The organism is Hymenobacter sp. 5317J-9 (assembly GCF_022921075.1).
Classification (GTDB): domain Bacteria; phylum Bacteroidota; class Bacteroidia; order Cytophagales; family Hymenobacteraceae; genus Hymenobacter.
Genome location: NZ_CP095050.1, coordinates 2,784,969 through 2,801,712, shown reverse-complemented (window position 1 = coordinate 2,801,712; position 16,744 = coordinate 2,784,969). Strand labels below are relative to the sequence as shown.

General features: G+C 64.3%; 13 protein-coding genes. 11 read left to right on the top strand and 2 right to left on the bottom strand.

Annotation, left to right across the window (positions count from 1 at the left end):
* Positions 1–13: 13 nt before the first annotated feature.
* Positions 14–487, bottom strand: coding sequence for a hypothetical protein (locus MUN81_RS11855; protein ID WP_245110629.1), 474 nt, complete (start codon positions 485–487; stop codon positions 14–16).
* Between the two features lie 37 nt (positions 488–524).
* Between MUN81_RS11855 and MUN81_RS11850 the strand changes: the two genes are divergently transcribed.
* From MUN81_RS11850 to MUN81_RS22715, 10 genes are all read left to right on the top strand, one after another.
* A complete protein-coding gene (locus MUN81_RS11850) occupies positions 525–1,148 on the top strand; it encodes a hypothetical protein (RefSeq protein WP_245110627.1) in 624 nt (207 codons plus the stop codon).
* A 55-nt stretch (positions 1,149–1,203) separates the two neighbouring features.
* Positions 1,204–2,520 carry a DASH family cryptochrome gene (locus MUN81_RS11845; RefSeq protein WP_245110625.1) on the top strand — a complete coding sequence of 439 codons (1,317 nt, stop codon included), beginning with the start codon at positions 1,204–1,206 and terminating at the stop codon, positions 2,518–2,520.
* A 100-nt stretch (positions 2,521–2,620) separates the two neighbouring features.
* The gene (locus tag MUN81_RS11840; RefSeq protein ID WP_245110623.1) at positions 2,621–2,980 is read left to right on the top strand and encodes a hypothetical protein; all 360 of its coding nucleotides are present in this window, start codon (positions 2,621–2,623) and stop codon (positions 2,978–2,980) included.
* A gap of 102 nt (positions 2,981–3,082) precedes the next feature.
* Positions 3,083–4,741, top strand: a complete 1,659-nt coding sequence (locus MUN81_RS11835; protein ID WP_245110621.1) for a hypothetical protein — start codon at positions 3,083–3,085, stop codon at positions 4,739–4,741.
* Positions 4,708–6,213 carry a DUF5691 domain-containing protein gene (locus MUN81_RS11830; protein ID WP_245110620.1) on the top strand — a complete coding sequence of 502 codons (1,506 nt, stop codon included), beginning with the start codon at positions 4,708–4,710 and terminating at the stop codon, positions 6,211–6,213. The genes MUN81_RS11835 and MUN81_RS11830 overlap by 34 nt, the downstream gene beginning before the upstream one ends.
* A gap of 170 nt (positions 6,214–6,383) precedes the next feature.
* A complete protein-coding gene (locus tag MUN81_RS11825) occupies positions 6,384–7,472 on the top strand; it encodes an AAA family ATPase (protein ID WP_245110618.1) in 1,089 nt (362 codons plus the stop codon).
* A 94-nt stretch (positions 7,473–7,566) separates the two neighbouring features.
* A complete protein-coding gene (locus MUN81_RS11820; protein ID WP_245110617.1) occupies positions 7,567–8,469 on the top strand; it encodes an NAD(P)/FAD-dependent oxidoreductase in 903 nt (300 codons plus the stop codon).
* A 64-nt stretch (positions 8,470–8,533) separates the two neighbouring features.
* Positions 8,534–10,861 carry a DUF5682 family protein gene (locus MUN81_RS11815; RefSeq protein ID WP_245110615.1) on the top strand — a complete coding sequence of 776 codons (2,328 nt, stop codon included), beginning with the start codon at positions 8,534–8,536 and terminating at the stop codon, positions 10,859–10,861.
* A gap of 84 nt (positions 10,862–10,945) precedes the next feature.
* On the top strand, positions 10,946–12,058 hold the full coding sequence (locus MUN81_RS11810) for a VWA domain-containing protein (protein ID WP_245110613.1): 1,113 nt from the start codon (positions 10,946–10,948) through the stop codon (positions 12,056–12,058).
* 267 nt (positions 12,059–12,325) lie between these two features.
* Positions 12,326–12,454, top strand: a complete 129-nt coding sequence (locus MUN81_RS22715) for a hypothetical protein (protein ID WP_280638186.1) — start codon at positions 12,326–12,328, stop codon at positions 12,452–12,454.
* 27 nt (positions 12,455–12,481) lie between these two features.
* Here the strand turns inward: MUN81_RS22715 and MUN81_RS11805 are convergent, their stop codons facing one another.
* The gene (locus MUN81_RS11805; RefSeq protein WP_245110612.1) at positions 12,482–14,014 is read right to left on the bottom strand and encodes a carbon-nitrogen hydrolase family protein; all 1,533 of its coding nucleotides are present in this window, start codon (positions 14,012–14,014) and stop codon (positions 12,482–12,484) included.
* A gap of 601 nt (positions 14,015–14,615) precedes the next feature.
* Here MUN81_RS11805 and MUN81_RS11800 point away from each other — a divergent pair.
* The gene (locus tag MUN81_RS11800) at positions 14,616–16,607 is read left to right on the top strand and encodes an AAA domain-containing protein (protein WP_245110610.1); all 1,992 of its coding nucleotides are present in this window, start codon (positions 14,616–14,618) and stop codon (positions 16,605–16,607) included.
* Positions 16,608–16,744 lie beyond the last annotated feature (137 nt).

Here is a 16,744-nt window from a genome sequence, read left to right as displayed (position 1 = left end):
GGGCCGGGACCGGCTACCGGGCGCCCGTGAAGCCGCGCGGGGCCAGCAGCTTGCCGCCGCGGTACATGTTCAGGTAAAGCGTGACGGGGGTGGCGTTGCCGGTCCAGGTCACGGCGTACACATCGAGCAGGGCGGAGTTATCGACCACGCCGCGGCGCGTGCGGAACGGGCAGCAGCTGGCCTTGCGCTCGTAAGTAACGGCCTGGCCCTGCGGGCCTTTCAGGGCGTTTAAGTAGCGCAGTTGGTTACGTACCCCGGCCGAGCGGCCACCGCCCACGCGGATGGGGTTCTTTTCGGAATAGCCGTACGTTTCGTCGTCGCTGACCTCCCGCACCACGAAGGGCAGCACTACCGCGCTGCCGGTTTCGTTAGCCCCGGCGGGCAGGGTTGTCGTACCACCGTACAAAGGCGGGGCCTTGCGGGTGCTGCTGCACCCGCCGGCCCACAGTCCCAATACGCCCAGCCAAACCCACGTTTTATTACTCATGCCCAATAAGTTGATGATGGTTGCTTTCCCTTTTCCCTTGCTAGCAAAGCCCGAAATTACGCCCCAGCTTACCAAAAACCGGTTTTTGGTCACTTTGACGTTGCTTGTGGGGCTGGCTGTGGCGCCCGTGGCCGCCGTGTTTGCCCAGGATAGCGCACCTGCGGCCATGAACCCCGACAGCCCCCTGGCCGGCCTGCTGCGCGAGCGCGCCGTCCTCACGCGCCGCTACGCCGAGGCCAGCGCCCAGCGCCACAGCCTGTTCGGCAACAAGCCTTCCAAGAAAGACCTGCAGGAAGTGGTGGATGCCTTGCAGGGCATCGTCGACAAAGACCAGCAGATTGTGGACGTGCTCAATCGCACCGCCCAGGAGGCCAAAACCACTTCGGTGCGCCTGGCGGCCACCACCACGCAGTTGCAAAACACCAGCCGCGGCGACCGCAACGTAACGTCGCAACGCCTCTCCGAACTGGAAAACGAGGCCGAAAACCTGCGCCAGCGCGAACGGCAGCACGTGGCCAAGCAGCGCGACCTCGAAGCCGAGGTGACCGAGGCCAAACAGGGCCATTTTGTGCGCGATGCCCTTATTGCCGGGCTGTCGGCGGTGTGCGTGGGGCTGGTGGTGGCCTTGCGGCGGCGCCGATTGCCAAAAGCCAAGAAGTAGCCGGGAAGAAAACGGCCCCCGTCTGTTAAGCTAGCGACCCGTTTTCATACCCCGCATGACCGTCCTCTACTGGCTGCGCAACGACCTGCGCCTGCACGACAACGAAGCCCTGGCCGCGCTGCCCGCCACTACCACCGCGCTGCTGCCCGTGTATTGCTTCGACCCCGTGGCCCACGGACCCGACGCCTACCTGGGCCTGCCGCGTACCGGCCCCCACCGCCTGCCTTTTCTCCTCGAAGCCCTAGCCGACTTGCAGCGGCGCTACGCAACGCTGGGCTCCGGCATCCACTTCATGGTGGGCCGGCCCGAGGAGGCCTTGCCCGCGCTGGCCCGCCAGCTGGGCGCGGCGGCCGTGCACGCCAGCGCCGAGCACACCACCGAGGAAGAGGAAGCCGAAGATGCCGTGGCGGCGGCGCTGGGCCCGCAGGTGCCGCTGCGCTGCTTCGAAACCCTCACGCTGCTGCACCCCGCCGACCTGCCCATTCCGCTGCACCAGCTGCCGGTTTCGTTCAGCAAGTTTCGGTTTGAGGTATTTTCGAAGATGACGGTGCGCCCGCCACTGCCCCCGCCGCGCCAGCTGCCGCCGCTGCCAGCCGGTTTTGGGCCCGCGCCGCTGCCCACGGCCGCAGAGCTAACGGCGCAGCTGGGTCTGCCGCAGCCGGTGCTTCCGGTGGCCGACCGCCGCTCGGCCCTGCCGGCGCTGGGCGGGGGCGAAACCGCCGGCCTAGCCCGCCTGCACGACTACGCCGTGGAGCGCCACCTCATTGGCCGCTACGACGACACCCGCAACCAGATGCTGGGCGAGGCCTTCAGCACGAAGTTTTCGCCCTGGCTGGCCAACGGCAGCCTTTCGGCCCGCCAGATTTGGGCGGCTATTGATGGGTACGACGCCGCCCACGGCGCCCGCAGCAAAGGGGCCCTGCAACTGCGGCTGGAACTGTTGTGGCGCGACTATTTTCGCCTGCTGGCCCACAAGGCGGGGCCCGACTTTTTCCGCTGGCGCGGCCTGCGCGGGCAGGTGCCCAAGCCCATTCAGCCCGATAAAACCGTGTTTGATGACTGGGCTGCCGGGCGCACCGGCAATGCCTTTGTGGATGCCAACATGCGCGAGCTGGCCGCCACCGGCTTCATGAGCAACCGCGGCCGGCAGAACGTGGCCAGCTACCTCATTCACGACCTGCACCAGGACTGGCGCTGGGGCGCGGCCTGGTTCGAGCACCAGCTTATCGACCACGACGCGGCCTCGAACTGGGGCAACTGGAAGTACATCGCCGGCACCGGCACCGACGTGCGCGACACCGCCTTCGACGTGGCCCAGCAGGCCCGGCGCTACGACCCGCAGGAGCGCTACGTGCGCACCTGGAGCAAGTAAACCGCTGTAGCGCGGACGCGACGAGTCCGCGCATTACAGAATATGGGCGCTGCGCGGACTTGCAGGGGCTACGCTACGGGGCCCGCTGTACCTTCGCCGCATGTCGACCACGTTTCCGTTTCAGCTTGCTCCTGCCCCGCCGCCCATCTCTCCCGAGTACGAAATGCTGGTTTTTGCCGATGTGGGCGGGCTCGAGGACTATTATGCCCTGTTTCAGCACTTTGGCTTCGGTGGCACGCCCGCTTCGTGGGCCGAGCACCTCGAAACCATTGTGGAAGAGCACTGCCCGGCGCTGCTTGAGGAGCTGGAGTTCACCGAAAGCGGCACTGCTTTCGTGGCTTATGCCAGCAACGCGGCCATTGCCGAGCAGTTTCTGGCGTGCGTGCTGCCGTATTTTGGCTCGCTCACCCAGCTGCGCCAGTACCTGAGCCAAGCCGACCCGGACGACTTTTTCGCGTAGCCGGCCGCTCCTGCGCTACCCTGGGGAAGGGCGAAATGCGTTGTCGCAAGTTACCCGAGCTAGCGCGTGCGCTGCATACTTTTGGGCCCTACCCCGCCCCGCATGATTACCTACTCCGAAGCGCAGGCCCACGCCCTCATCACCGACCCCGACACGCTAAAAAGAGGCCAGGAGCTGCTGAAACCCGCCAAATGGTCCAACCTGGGCCGCACCGACACGGCCGCCTGGGGCGACTGCGCCGGCAGCGGCAGCAAGCCCTACCGCACCGGCATCGACCTCACGGAGCCAGCCTTCAAATGCAGCTGCCCCAGCCGGGTTTTTCCCTGCAAGCACGGCGCGGGCCTGTTGCTGCTCATGGCTCGCCAGCCAGAGCTTTTCGGCGCCAGCACTCCGCCCGCCTGGCTTGGTGAATGGCTGGAGAAGCGCCAGCAAACCCAAGAGAAAAAAGCTGAGAAGCCAGCCGCCAAAGCGGCCGCCGCAACTGAGCGACTGGCAGGAGCATCAGAAGCTGACGCGGCGCTTTCCGAAAATGCACCGGCGGCGGACGAGGCTGCCGAAACGGCGCTGCAAACGCAGTCGGCTCCGGCCGTCGACCCCAAGCGCCTGGCCCGCATGAGCGCCGGGGCCGAAGACCTCGTGGCCTGGCTCGAAGACCTGATGCGCGCCGGCCTGGCCACGCTCGACAAGCAGCCGAATAATTTCTGGGAAAGCCAGGCCGCCCGATTGGTCGACAACCAGCTGCCCGGCCTGGCCGCCACCGTGCGCGAGCTGGCCACGCTGCGCCACGCCCATGCCGACTGGCCCGCCCGCCTGCTGGGCCGCCTCGGCGAGCTATTCCTGCTGGCCCGGGCCTTTCTCAACCTCCCCAACCTCGGCCCCGACGCCCGCGCCGAAGTTCTCCAGCAAGTCGGCGTCAATCTAAAAAAAGAGGACCTGCTGGTCAATACCGAGCCGGTAGCCGACGCCTGGCGGGTGCTGGGCCAGTTCCGCTGGGAAGAAGACCGGCTAACGGCCCGCCGCACCTGGCTGCGCGGGCGCGATTCCGGCCGCACGGCCTTGGTGCTGGAGTTTGCATTCGGCGGGCAGCCATTCAACACGCCCTTTATGCCGCACGGCGCCTACCTGGGTGAACTGACTTTCTACCCCGGCTTACTGCCGTTGCGGGCGGCGCCGGTACAGGTCAAATTCGATGGAACGGTACCTGTCAGTGCGGTGCCTGCGGGCCAGTCCATCGGTAAGTTGCTGGATGATTACGCCACTGCCCTCGCCCGCCAGCCCTGGCTGCGCGAGTGGCCTGCCATGCTGGCCCAGGTGCGCCCCATGCCGCTACCCGATGGCAGCTGGATGTTGCACGATGACGCCGATGCAGGCACGCTGCCACTGAGATTTACCGACGAAAACGCACCCTGGCAGCTGCTGGCCGCGAGCGGCGGGCCGCCACTGACGCTGTTTGGCGAATGGGATGGCCAGGCTTTCCGGCCGCTGAGTAGTTGGGCAAGCTCAATTTCTGCCTCCCCATCCAAGACGGATGGAACCCTAATGCATGAGGACAATTCTGCGGCGGAACTTATTGGGAGCAAGTCCGGTGCCCCCACTCCGGCGGAGAGGGGGCAGAGGGTGAGGTCTCAGGGCCGCAGCTTCTCCGCATTGCGCTGCTTGGCACCCGCCAGAGCGGCGAAACTCCGCCCAGCTTCGGCAACACAACCACAGCGGCTTCTACTGAGCAGTTGCTGCTGCAAGCGGCCGGCACGCTGGCGTTGATGCGCAAGGCTGGCTACCAGCCCGCCATTGCCCCGGAGCCGGAACTCGCGCCGGCACCGCCCGAACTGCTGCCCGTAGTCGGCCCCAAAGGCACCGACCACTTGCATCAGATGCTCGTGAACTCGCTGCATCTGGAATTGCTCCCCGACTACCTCACCCGTCTGGCCGGCCGCGACTTACTGGTGCCCCCTGCCCTACTGGTGCCGCTGCTGCGCCACGCCACCCGCTCCACCGAAACCCGCGCCGTCCTGGGGCCGGTGCTCGGCGCACGCGGCCACTGGCTGGCCTCGCTGAACCCTGAATGGGTTAAGCTGGCCGATAAAGTGGCCGCTACCGGCCAGGTCGAAACCGGCATCAGCACTTGGGAAACCGGTACGACGCCGCAGCGGCTGGCCTGGCTCACCCAGCATTTCACCCAGGCCCCAGATGAGGCGCGGGCCCTGCTTCTAGCTGCGCTGCCCGCCGAGCCCGCCAAAATGCAGGAAGCCCTGCTCGACATCCTCGCCCACCACCTGCACCCCGACGCCGAGCCCACGCTCGAAGCCCTGCTGAAAGCGCGGGGCCAGGAGGTGCGCCGCCGGGCCGCGGAGTTGCTGGCTCAGATTCCCGGCGCGGCCCTTACCGAACGGCTTTGGGCTCGCGCCGCGCCGCTCATCAGGGCCCGGCGCAAGCTGCTGGGCCTGGGCAAGCCCGCGCTCGACATCATCCTGCCCACGGCCTGGGACAAATCTTGGCTGCTCGATGGCATTGAGGAAATCACCGGGCGCTTCGAATACCGCATCAGTACCACCGTGGGCCTGCAAACCACGCTGGGCCCGGCCGCGGGCCGCCTCGGCAACCTGGTGGGCCTGCTGCCACCCAGCCGCTGGACTGCGCACTTGGACCTCACGCCCGGCGAGCTGCTTGCCGCCGCGCTGGCTTCCGAGTGGGCGCTGCCGTTGCTGCCCAGCTGGGCCCACAGCACCCTGCTGCATCGCGATACCGCCTTCGCCAGCGCCTTTCTTAAGCTGTGGCAGGAAGAATTGCCCGCGCTGGAAAAAGCCAACTGCGCCCGGGGCATCGACTGGGGCCTGCTGGCCGCCCTGCTGCCCACTGCCGAGCAACGCACGCTTCTGCTCGCGCCCACCATCGAACGGGTGCGCCGCCAACACGACGATTGGGCCTTGGGCCTGAGCTTCGTGCCCGCGCCCTGGCCCCGCGCCCTCAGCGCCGCCGTGCTCGAAACCATTGCCCGTAAGCTCACCAAAACGGCCGTGCTCTACGAGCACAACGCCCCGCCCTACAACCTCCGGCAACTGGCCTGGCTGCTGCCCCAAACCGTGGCTCCCAGCCTCGCGCCCGCCGATGCCGCCTGGGCCATTCAGCAGGTCGAAGCCATCGAGCAGGTGCACTCGGTATTTCAGCCCCAGCTCCATACGTTTGTCGATACCCTGCGCTTCCAGGCCGATTTGGAATCTTCGCTGAATGAGTGATTTTGAATGATTATCAAGCACGTCATGCAGAGCGCAGCGAAGCATCTCGCCCGCAGCAAGTAAACCAATCGTCAGAATTAGTGGTGGCGGGCAAGATGCTTCGCTGCGCTCTGCATGACGTGCCTTTAACTCCGCCCCACACACTCTCCTACCCTCATACCCTAGATAAAATGACGCCTACCCTGCTCCGCCCCCACGCCGAAGACCTCTACGCCGAAGAGCTGGCTGCCCTCAAAGCCCTCGACCAAAGCCGCCCCAAGCCGCCCGGCTGGCACCTCTCGCCATGGGCCGTGGTGACGTATTTGCTGGGCGGCAAGCTCGATAACGGTTTTGAAATCGAGCCCAAGTATATCGGCCAGCGGCGGCTGATGGAAATTGCCGTCGCCACCCTGGCCACCGACCGCGCCCTGCTGCTGCTCGGCGTACCCGGCACGGCCAAAAGCTGGGTGAGCGAGCACCTTACGGCCGCCATCAGCGGGCATACCAACCTGCTGGTGCAGGGCACCGCCGGCACCGCCGAAGACAGCCTCCGCTACTCCTGGAACTACGCCCGCCTGCTCGCCGAGGGCCCTTCCATGAGCGCCCTCGTGCCCAGCCCGCTCTACAAAGGCATGGAAACCGGCCAGCTCGTCCGCATCGAAGAGCTGACCCGCATCCCCTCCGACGTGCAGGACACCCTGCTCACGATGCTCTCTGAAAAGGTGCTGCCCATCCCCGAGCTGAGCACCGAAATCCAGGCCCGGCAGGGCTTCAACGTCATCGCCACGGCCAACGACCGGGACCGCGGCGTGAACGAGCTGAGCAGTGCCCTGCGCCGCCGCTTCAACGCCGTGGTGCTGCCCCTGCCCGCCACCCTGGCCGAGGAAGTGCACATCGTGCAAACCCGGGTGGCCAAACAGGGCCAGGCCCTTCAGCTGCCCGTCGAAGCCCCCGCGCTGGAGCAAATCAGCCGCCTCGTCACCATCTTCCGCGAGCTGCGCCAGGGCGTGACCGACAACGGCAAAACCAAGCTCAAGTCGCCCAGCGGCACCCTGAGCACCGGCGAGGCCATTTCCGTGATGAACTCCGGCCTGGCCCTGGCCGCTTACTTCGGCGACGGTACCCTGCGCGCCCACGACCTGGCCGCTGGCCTCACCGGCGCCGTCATCAAAGACCCCACCCCCGACCGCGTCGTCTGGCTCGAATATTTAGAAACGGTGGCGAAGGAGCGCGAGGGCTGGAAGGATTTGTATCGGGCGTGCCGGGAGGTGGTGGAGTAGCATTAACAACGAATTGCTAAAGCTGTAAGGGAAGCAACCAGCTTGCGTCCGTCACAATGGCCCGCTCGTCGCACGCCTGCTTTCTTCCTTACTAATGCCTGATTTCAACGCAATTATTATTGGCGGCAGCTACGCCGGCCTTTCGGCCGCGATGGCACTGGGCCGCTCCCGCCGCCGCGTGCTTCTTCTCGACACCGGCCGGCCCTGCAACCGCCAGACGCCCCACTCCCACAACTTCCTCACCCAGGACGGGGCCACGCCGGCCGCCCTGCGCGCCCAGGCCCTAGCCCAGACGCTGCAATACCCCACCGTCGAGCTGCGGGCCGAGGAGGCCGTGACCGCCACCGCCGTTGCGGGCTGCTTCGAAGTTGGAACGGCGACTGGGGCCAGCTATACGGCGCCTAAGCTACTGCTTGCCACCGGCGTAATCGACCTGCTGCCCGCCCTGCCCGGCTTTGCCGAGTGCTGGGGTATTTCGGTGCTGCACTGCCCCTACTGCCACGGCTACGAGGTGGGCGACCAGCGCCTAGGCGTTATCGGCAACGGCGATATGGGCTTCGAATTTGTCCGCCTGATTCACAACTGGTCGCCCCGGCTCACCCTCTTCACCGATGGCCCCGCCACGCTCAACCCTGCCCAGCAGCAGGCGCTGGTCCGCCACGGCATCGCTGTGGTGGAAACGCCACTCGCCGGCATTGCTCATACGCAGGGCCAATTACGGGCCATGCAGCTGGCCGATGGCACCGCCCATCCGCTCGATGCGGTGTTTGCCCGGGTGCCGTTTGAGCAGGCCGGTACCCTGGCCCGGCAATTGGGCTGCGCCTTCACGGAAATGGGACATGTGCAGGTCGATGATATGCAGCGCACTGGCGTGCCTGGCTTGTTCGCGGCCGGCGACGCCACCACGCCGTTTCGGGCAGTCTCGGCCGCTGTGGCTGCCGGGGGCAAGGCCGGTGCTATCATGAACATGGAGTTAATTGCCGAAAAATTCCAGTAAGGCGTGGGACGGGTCGGAACGAACATTGTTCATTTGTAGCCCTACCCAACAACCCCGTTCTGCCATGCCCACCGACCTCCGCCTGTTCGGCATTCGCCACCACGGCCCCGGCAGCGCTGCCAGCCTCGTGGCCGCCCTCGAAGCTTTCCGGCCCGATGTTGTGCTGCTGGAGTGCCCCGCCGATGCTGAAGCAGCCCTAGCCATGGCCACGCATCCGGAGTTGGTTCCGCCCGTTGCACTGCTGGTTTACAACCCTAAACAGCAAGGGCAGGCTTCCTTTCTACCGTTTGCCGAGTTTTCGCCGGAGTGGCAGGCGGTGCAGTGGTGCTTTCAGAACGAGGCGCATGTGCGGTGTATGGATTTGCCGATGGCGTTGCGGTTTGGGATGCGGGAAGCAGTGGCGGACCTGCCGCCCTCCGCGTCCACCTCACCCCCTGACCCCCTCTCCAAAAAAGAGGGGGAACCGGCTCATGAGGACGATTCGCCCGACAAAGCGGAAGAACGCAAAACTGGTTCCCCCTCTCTTTTGGAGAGGGGGTCAGAGGGTGAAGTGGACGCGGAGGTTGACCCCGTCGCCTACATCGCCCGCCTGGCCGGCTACACCGACTCTGAGCAGTGGTGGGAAACCCACCTCGAACACGCCCCCGGCAATGCCGACACCTTCGCCGTGGTGCTGGATTTGATGACGGCTCTGCGCGAAGAGCTACACCGCCCCGAAACCGAAGAAACCTTGCTTCGTGAGGCATTTATGCGCGAAACGCTGCGCGCCACGCTGGCTCAGGGCTACCCGCGCGTGGCGGTGGTGTGCGGGGCCTGGCACGCGCCGGTGCTGCGGGCCGAGCTGTTCAAAAAGGAAGACAAAGCCCGCCTGAAAGGCCTGAAAAAAGTCACCACCGAAACCACCTGGATTCCGTGGACCTACGAGCGGCTTTCCTTCAGCTCGGGTTACGGGGCGGGCGTGCTCTCGCCGGCCTGGTACGAGTTGCTGTTTGCCCAGCCGCGCGCCGAAGTGCTGACGCACTGGATGGTGCAGGCCACGCGCCTGCTGCGCGGGCAGGACGTAGAAGCCTCCTCAGCCCATGCCATTGAGGGCGTGCGGCTGGCCGCGGCGCTGGCCGCCGTGCGCGGGCTGACGCTGCCGGGCATCGACGAGCTGCAGGAAGCCGCCGTGGCCATTCTGGGCGGGGGATACACCGAGCCGCTGGCGCTGGTGCACAAGGAATTGGTGATTGGCGTGAAGCTGGGCGAGGTGCCCGCCGGTTTGCCCGCCACGCCCTTGCAGCAGGACCTGGCCCAGCAGCAAAAAACCCTGCGCCTCAAGCCCGAAGCCATTGCCAAGCCGCTCGACCTCGACCTGCGCCAGCCCGCCCAGCTCGACCGCAGCCACCTGCTGCACCGCCTACGCCTGCTCGACATCAACTGGGGCGAGCCGGAGGAAGTGGCCGGCAAAAGCGGCACCTTCCACGAAATGTGGACGCTGGAATGGGAGCCCGAAATGGCCCTGGCTGTGATTGAGGCCGGCCGCTGGGGCAATACCGTGCTCGCCGCCGCCGCCGCTCGCGCCACCGTCCGCGCCGCCGAAGCCACCAGCCTCGAAGCCGTGAGCAAGCTGCTGGAAGACGCCCTGCGCGCCGACCTGGGCCCAGCTATTCCGGCGCTGGTGGCCCGGCTCGAAACCATCGGGGCCGACACCCGCGACGTGACCCACCTGCTGGCCGCCCTGCCCCCGCTGGCCCAGGTGTTGCGCTACGGCAACGTGCGCCGCACTGACACCCAGCAGGTGGCCCAGGTAGTGCAGCAGCTAGTACCGCGCCTCTGCATCGGTCTTCCTGCCGCCTGCGCGGGCATTGATTACGATGCCGCCAAACTCCTTTTGGGACGCATCGAAGCCACCCACCAAGCCATTCGATTGCTGCAAAACGACACGCACGAGGCCGACTGGTACGCCGCCTTGGCCGCTGCGCAGCGCAACGCCGCCACCAATGGCCTGCTGGCCGGCACGGCAGCCCGCCTGCTCTTCGATGCCCAGCAAGCCGATGCCAGTGCCACGGCTACCGCCCTCGGCCTGGCCCTGGCCCCCGCCCAGCCCACCAGCTACGCCACGGCCTGGACTGAAGGCTTCCTGCGCGGCTCGGGCCTGCTGCTCATCTACCACCGCGAATTGTTTGACTTACTTGATGGCTGGCTGGGTGAGCTGAACGAAGAAACCTTCCGCGAAATCGTGCCCCTGCTACGTCGCGCCTTCACCGACTTTTCGCTGCCCGAGCGGCGCAAGATTCTGGAAATCGCGAACATGGACGCCGCCACGCCCGCCGCAGCGATGGAAATTGCTTTTGACTGGGAGCGCGGGACGCGCGTGCTGCCGGGGCTGCGGGAACTGCTGGGGAGTTGATTTTTTTACGTTGAATAGGGTTCCCGAACGGTCATGCTTCGGCTGCGCTCAGCATGACACTCTACAATTCATTTATCTACGCTAATGCCCACCACTCCTACCCGCTGGAAACTCGTGCTCGGCAGCGCCGCCGACGCCGAAAACGCCGTGCCGATGCCGCCCGACTACGGCCGCATGGACGACGTGCTCACCGCCCTCTACGACGGAGACAAGGATAACCGCAGGGTCGGCATGGGTGCCTCGGCGCCGCGCGTGAGCCGCTGGCTGGGCGACATTCGGGAGTACTTTCCCACCGAAGTGGTAGCCGTGATGCAGCAGGACGCCATGACGCGCCTGGGCCTCAACCAGCTGCTGCTGGAGCCGGAAATCATGCGCACGGTGCAGGCCGACGTGCATTTGGTGGCCACCCTCATGTCTTTGAGCCGAGTAATGCCGCAGAAGGCCAAAGCCACGGCCCGCGAGGTCATCACCAACGTGGTGCGCGAGCTGGAAAAGAAGCTCAGCAACCCGCTTCGCCAGGCCGTGCAGGGCGCCCTGAGCCGGGCCGTGCGCAACCCACGCCCGCGCTACCACGAAATCGACTGGGGCGCCACCATCAAGGCCAACTTGAAACACTACCAGGCCGCCCACAAAACCATCATTACGGAGCGGCTGGTGGGTTTTGGGCGGCGCGGGCAGGCGCTGAAGGAAATCGTGCTCTGCGTGGACCAAAGCGGCTCGATGGCTACGTCGGTGGTGTACGCGGGCATATTTGGGGCAGTGCTGGCGTCGCTGAAGGCCGTGAAAACTCACATGGTGGTGTACGATACGGCCGTGGTGGACCTCACCCAAAACCTCCACGACCCGGTGGACATCCTGTTTGGCGTGCAGCTGGGCGGCGGCAACGACACGCCCCAGGCGCTGCGCTACTGCGAGCAGCTCATCACCCGCCCCACCGACACCATTCTCATCCTAATCAGCGACTTGTATGAGGGCGCCGGCGAGGCCGAGATGATAAAGCGCGCCGCCGCTTTCAAAGCAGCCGGCGTAACGGTGGTGGTGCTGCTGGCCCTGAGCGACGACGGCGCCCCCAGCTTTGACCGCGGCGCGGCCGAGAAAATGGGCGCCCTGGGCATCCCCAGTTTCGCCTGCACGCCGGCCAAGTTTCCGGAGCTCATGGCCAAAGCCATTCAGGGACAGAAGCTGGAGGTGGCTTAAAGCACCCGCGCAGAGGCCGTCCCGTAGCCTGCGTCTTAAAACTCGTTTGGGTTTTACTAAAAATGGCTCTATAACGTCATGCTGAGCGCAGTCGAAGCATCTCTACCGCGCAAGAAAATAATTTTAGTCTCACGGTAGAGATGCTTCGACTGCGCTCAGCATGACGTTTGTTTAGATATCCAAACGGTCAAAATTTCTCGTTCACCCTTTTCAGGCGGCGGGTTGGGGTAGCTTTGCCCCATGCGTTTCTTTGAAGCCGGTGACAGGATGGAGAAGGTGCCGGGCCTGGTGTGGGTGGTGGCCATCGGCGTGGCGACGGTTGTGGTGGTCGCCGTGGGCGTGGCCCTGGTGGCGGGCGGCCTATGGCTGGCCGAATGGCTCAGCAGCGGAACCTAACGATAGGTTCAGGCAAGCGGAAACTTTTTAGTGCTTGGGCATGAGCTCAGCGGCACTTAGGGAATACACGTCGTGGCGGCGGTTGCGCAGGTTCTGCACGCTGCCGCTGTGGCGCAGCTTATCGAGAATGCTCAGGTCGACGTCCGTTACCAGAATCATTTCGGTGTTTGGGGTGGCTTCGCTCTTCACGCCAGTGTTGGGGAAGGCGAAGTCGCAGGGCGTGAGCACGGCCGACTGCGCGTACTGAATGTCCATGTTTTTGACGCGGGGCAGGTTGCCCACCGAGCCGGCCATGGCCACGTAGCACTCGTTTTCGATGGCGCGGGCCTGCGCGCAGTGCCGCACCCGTGAGTAAGCCGTCTGCGTGTCGGTGAGGAAGGGTATGAACAGGATGTTCATGCCCTGGTCGGCCAGCAGGCGCGCCAGCTCCGGAAATTCGGCGTCGTAGCAAATCAGCACGCCGATGGGCCCGCAGTCGGTATCGAAGGTTTGCAGGCGGGTGCCGCCGCGCAGGGCCCAGTACTTGGCCTCGTTGGGCGTGACGTGGATTTTCTCGTAGCGCTCCGTCGAGCCGTTGCGGCGGCAGAGGTAGCCCACGTTCTGCAGGGTGCCATCGGCTTCCAGCACGGGCATCGAGCCGGTGATGATGTTGATGTGGTACTTCACGGCCAGCTGCGTGAAGCGGGCCAGGATTTCGTCCGAAAACTGGCTCAGCTTGCGAATGGCGTCGATTTCGGACAGCTCGTTGGCCTCGGCCATCAGCGGGCCGTGGAAAAGCTCGGGAAACAGGGCGAAGTCAGCGCGGTAGGCCGCCAGCGCATCCACGAAGTATTCCACTTGTTGGAACATGTCATCAAAGCCCTCGTAGAGGCGCATCTGCCACTGCACCAGGCCCAGGCGCACCTGGGTTTTCTGGGCCACGGCCGGCACGGGGCTGGTGTCATAGAGCATGTTGTCCCACTCCATCAGCAGGGCGTAGTCGCCCGAGGCGGCGTCGCCGGGCAGGTAGCCCTTCAGCACCCGCACCGGATGGAAGTCGTTGGCCAGCTGAAAATTCAGCGAGGCATCCACGATTTCGCGGTCTTTCACCTTCTGCACGTACTGCTTGGGGGTGAGGGAATCCATGTAGGCGTGGTAGCCCGGAATGCGCGCCCCGAAGGCAACGGCGCGCAGGTTGAGCCGCTCGCAGAGCTCCTTGCGGGCATCGTAGAGGCGGCGGGCCAGCCGGCGGCCCCGCATGGCCGGCACCACGAATACTTCGATGCCGTAGAGGGTGTCGCCGGTGGCGCTGTGGGTGCGAAAGGTGTAGTTGCCCGTCACATCCTGGTACGTGTGCGCCGCGGCAAATTGGTCGTGCTTCACAATCAGGGCCAGTGCGGCGGCCACAATCTCGTCGTTCACCGTCAGCACAAACTGGCCTTCCGGAAACAAATCGACGAGCAACTCGACCTGTTTGCGCGGCCAGTAGCTCTGCATGCGCGGGTAGGCCAGCAGCATGGCGGCTTTCAGGGCTTCGTAGTCGGATTTGAGCAGGTGGCGAATTTCAATTATCTCATTCATAAACAGCAGCAAAAGGCAATCGCGAAGCCAACAGGCACACTCCTGCGCCACCCGTTGGCTACCGATTTAAGTTGAGGTGTATGCCTTGTTCCTACGCAGGAAACCATACAGTAGCCGATTTGCGACTGGTTGACAGTTATAACGACTGCCTCACTTGCTTGCCTGCGACCAAACAATGGCCGGCTAACCCAGCATTATTGCGGGAGGTTGTTTCGATTAATGCAGTTTACCTAACGCCAACGACCTTTGCTTTCTGCTGACGGCACGTGAAGCATGGTTTAGAACCTGATGAGACCATTTCGATTTTGGATTGAATTTGCGACGCCAACGCAACCGAGTTTTCCTCGACGTTTCGGCATAACTGCCTGGACCCACGAAGATGCATTGGCCATTTTGCACGATGCAGTACCGGCTTCGAACCAGTGGCAACTGTCCAAAAGCATCAGCTACGTCGACATTCGTACCCTCGACGCCAACCATGTATTGCCCAATATGGGTAATTGCGCCGTAAGAGGAATCTGGTTTCCAAAGGGCCACCATTAACCGACCATTTCTTGCCGTTTCGTTGTTGTCATTAGCAACGAACCCAACCCGCATTCTTTTGTCCGATACCATCCCCACTTTCGCCCCCGTCGACCCCTACGCCATCGAAAAAGAGCTGCGCCAGGTGCAAGCCCTCATGAAGCTGGAGCAGCTGGAAGACCTGGAGCAATTCAAAATCAAAAATGCCAAGGCCAGCATTGCCGAGCGGCAGCAGCGCGGCCTCACCTGGTACCCGGTCACCATTTCGCAGGAAGAAATTGGCTTCGGCGGCAAAGTCGTGCTGGAGCTGGAACGGCCCGCCGGCCAGCAGGGCCTGCACCTGTTTCAGGTGGGCAAAAATGCCTCGCTGTTTGGCAACGTGCCCGGCCGCTCGGCCACCGACCGGCCCACCCTGAGTGGCGTGATTACTAGCGTGCGGCGCAACAAACTGCTGCTCGCCACTACCAAGGAAGACCTGCCCGATTGGGTGACCGAAGGCCATAAAATGGGCATCGACCTCACCTTCGACGAGGTGAGCTACCGCGAGATGGACTATGCCCTGGGCAAGGTGATGGGCGCCTATGGCGACCGCCTGGCTGAGCTGCGCGACATCCTGCTGGGCGCCAAAGAAGCGCGTTTCCGCGAGGAGAAAACCGCCGACCTGTTTTATCCCAGCCCGCTGAACGACTCCCAGCTGTCCGCCGTGCGCCACGTGCTAGCGGCCAAGGACGTGGCCATCATCCACGGCCCGCCCGGCACCGGCAAAACCACCACCCTGGTGCAGGCCATTCTGGAAACCATCCGGCGCGAGCGGCGCGTGCTGGTGTGCGCGCCGAGCAACACGGCCGTCGATTTGCTCACCGAAAAGCTGGCCGAGCGCGGCGTGAACGTCATTCGCATGGGCAACCCCTCGCGGGTGTCGGACCTGCTGCTGGAGCATACCCTCGATGCCCAGGTGATGAACCACAAGAGCTACAACGAGATGCGCTCGATGCGCCAGACGGCCGACCAGTACCGCGAAACCGCCAGCAAATACGTGCGCAACTTCGGCTACGAGGAGCAGCAGCACCGCCGCCAGCTCAAGGAGGAAGCGCGCATGCTGTTTCAGCAGGCCGACGATTTGGAGCGCTACATCACCGAGGACTTGCTCGAATCGGTGCAGGTGATAACGTGTACGCTGGTGGGCGCCAGCAACCGCAACATCCGCCATCTCACCTACGAAACGGTGTTCATCGACGAGGCCGCCCAGGCCCTGGAGCCGGGCTGCTGGATTCCGATTTCGAAGGGCAACCGCGTGATTCTGGCCGGTGACCATCATCAGCTGCCGCCCACCGTGAAGAGCGAAAAGGCCGGCGCCTTGCGCGAAACGCTGTTCGAGAAAGCCATTAAGCGCCAGCCCACCACGGCCCGCATGCTCACGGTGCAGTACCGCATGCACGAGCAAATCATGCAGTTCAGCTCCGACCAGTTCTACGACGGCCGCCTCGAAGCCTACGAAAGCGTGGCCCACGCCGGCCTCGACGCCTACGACCTGCGCTTCGCCCCCGACCTGCCCGTGGAGTTCCTCGACACGGCCGGCTTCGGCTTCCAGGAAATCACCATCCCCGAAAGCCGCTCCACCGCCAACCCCGAAGAAGCTGACTTGCTCCTCAAGCGCCTCGCCCAGCTGCTGGAGCCCTACGACCCCGCCGACCATGAGGAAGACCCGCTTAGCATTGGCGTCATTGCCCCCTACCGCGCCCAAATCAACTACTTGAAGGACGCCATCGAGGAAAACGACGAGCTCAGCGGCTTCATGCAGCACCGCCAGCTCAGCGTGGGCACCGTGGATTCGTTTCAGGGCCAGGAGCGCGACATCATCGCCATCACCCTCACCCGCAGCAACAATCACGGCGAAATCGGCTTCCTCTCCGACATCCGCCGCATGAACGTGGGCATGACGCGGGCACGCAAAAAACTCCTGCTCGTCGGCGACTCTTCGACGCTCAGCGCCCACCCTTTTTTCAAGGCGCTGATTGAGTACGTGGAGCAGATTGGCGGCTATCGCACGGCCTGGGAGTTGCAGGACTAATCCTTCCATCAGCTCAGTCCGGCAAGAATGCTTCTGCGGCGGACCGGGCTGACAAAAGGCGTCGAAAGTTCTTTTATTTCTGACTTCTATAAGCCCTGCCTAACTAATTTGCTCTGCCGCAGAATTCGAAAACGGCA

Bases quoted from the DNA above. Each gene is read 5' to 3' on its own strand.
- MUN81_RS22715 (WP_280638186.1), top strand. From the start codon at position 12,326: ATGGAGAAGGTGCCGGGCCTGGTGTGGGTGGTGGCCATCGGCGTGGCG.
- MUN81_RS11825 (WP_245110618.1), top strand. From the start codon at position 6,384: ATGACGCCTACCCTGCTCCGCCCCCACGCCGAAGACCTCTACGCCGAA.
- MUN81_RS11820 (WP_245110617.1), top strand. From the start codon at position 7,567: ATGCCTGATTTCAACGCAATTATTATTGGCGGCAGCTACGCCGGCCTT.
- MUN81_RS11805 (WP_245110612.1), bottom strand. From the start codon at position 14,014: ATGAATGAGATAATTGAAATTCGCCACCTGCTCAAATCCGACTACGAA.
- MUN81_RS11845 (WP_245110625.1), top strand. From the start codon at position 1,204: ATGACCGTCCTCTACTGGCTGCGCAACGACCTGCGCCTGCACGACAAC.
- MUN81_RS11835 (WP_245110621.1), top strand. From the start codon at position 3,083: ATGATTACCTACTCCGAAGCGCAGGCCCACGCCCTCATCACCGACCCC.
- MUN81_RS11810 (WP_245110613.1), top strand. From the start codon at position 10,946: ATGCCCACCACTCCTACCCGCTGGAAACTCGTGCTCGGCAGCGCCGCC.
- MUN81_RS11815 (WP_245110615.1), top strand. From the start codon at position 8,534: ATGCCCACCGACCTCCGCCTGTTCGGCATTCGCCACCACGGCCCCGGC.
- MUN81_RS11840 (WP_245110623.1), top strand. From the start codon at position 2,621: ATGTCGACCACGTTTCCGTTTCAGCTTGCTCCTGCCCCGCCGCCCATC.
- MUN81_RS11855 (WP_245110629.1), bottom strand. From the start codon at position 487: ATGAGTAATAAAACGTGGGTTTGGCTGGGCGTATTGGGACTGTGGGCC.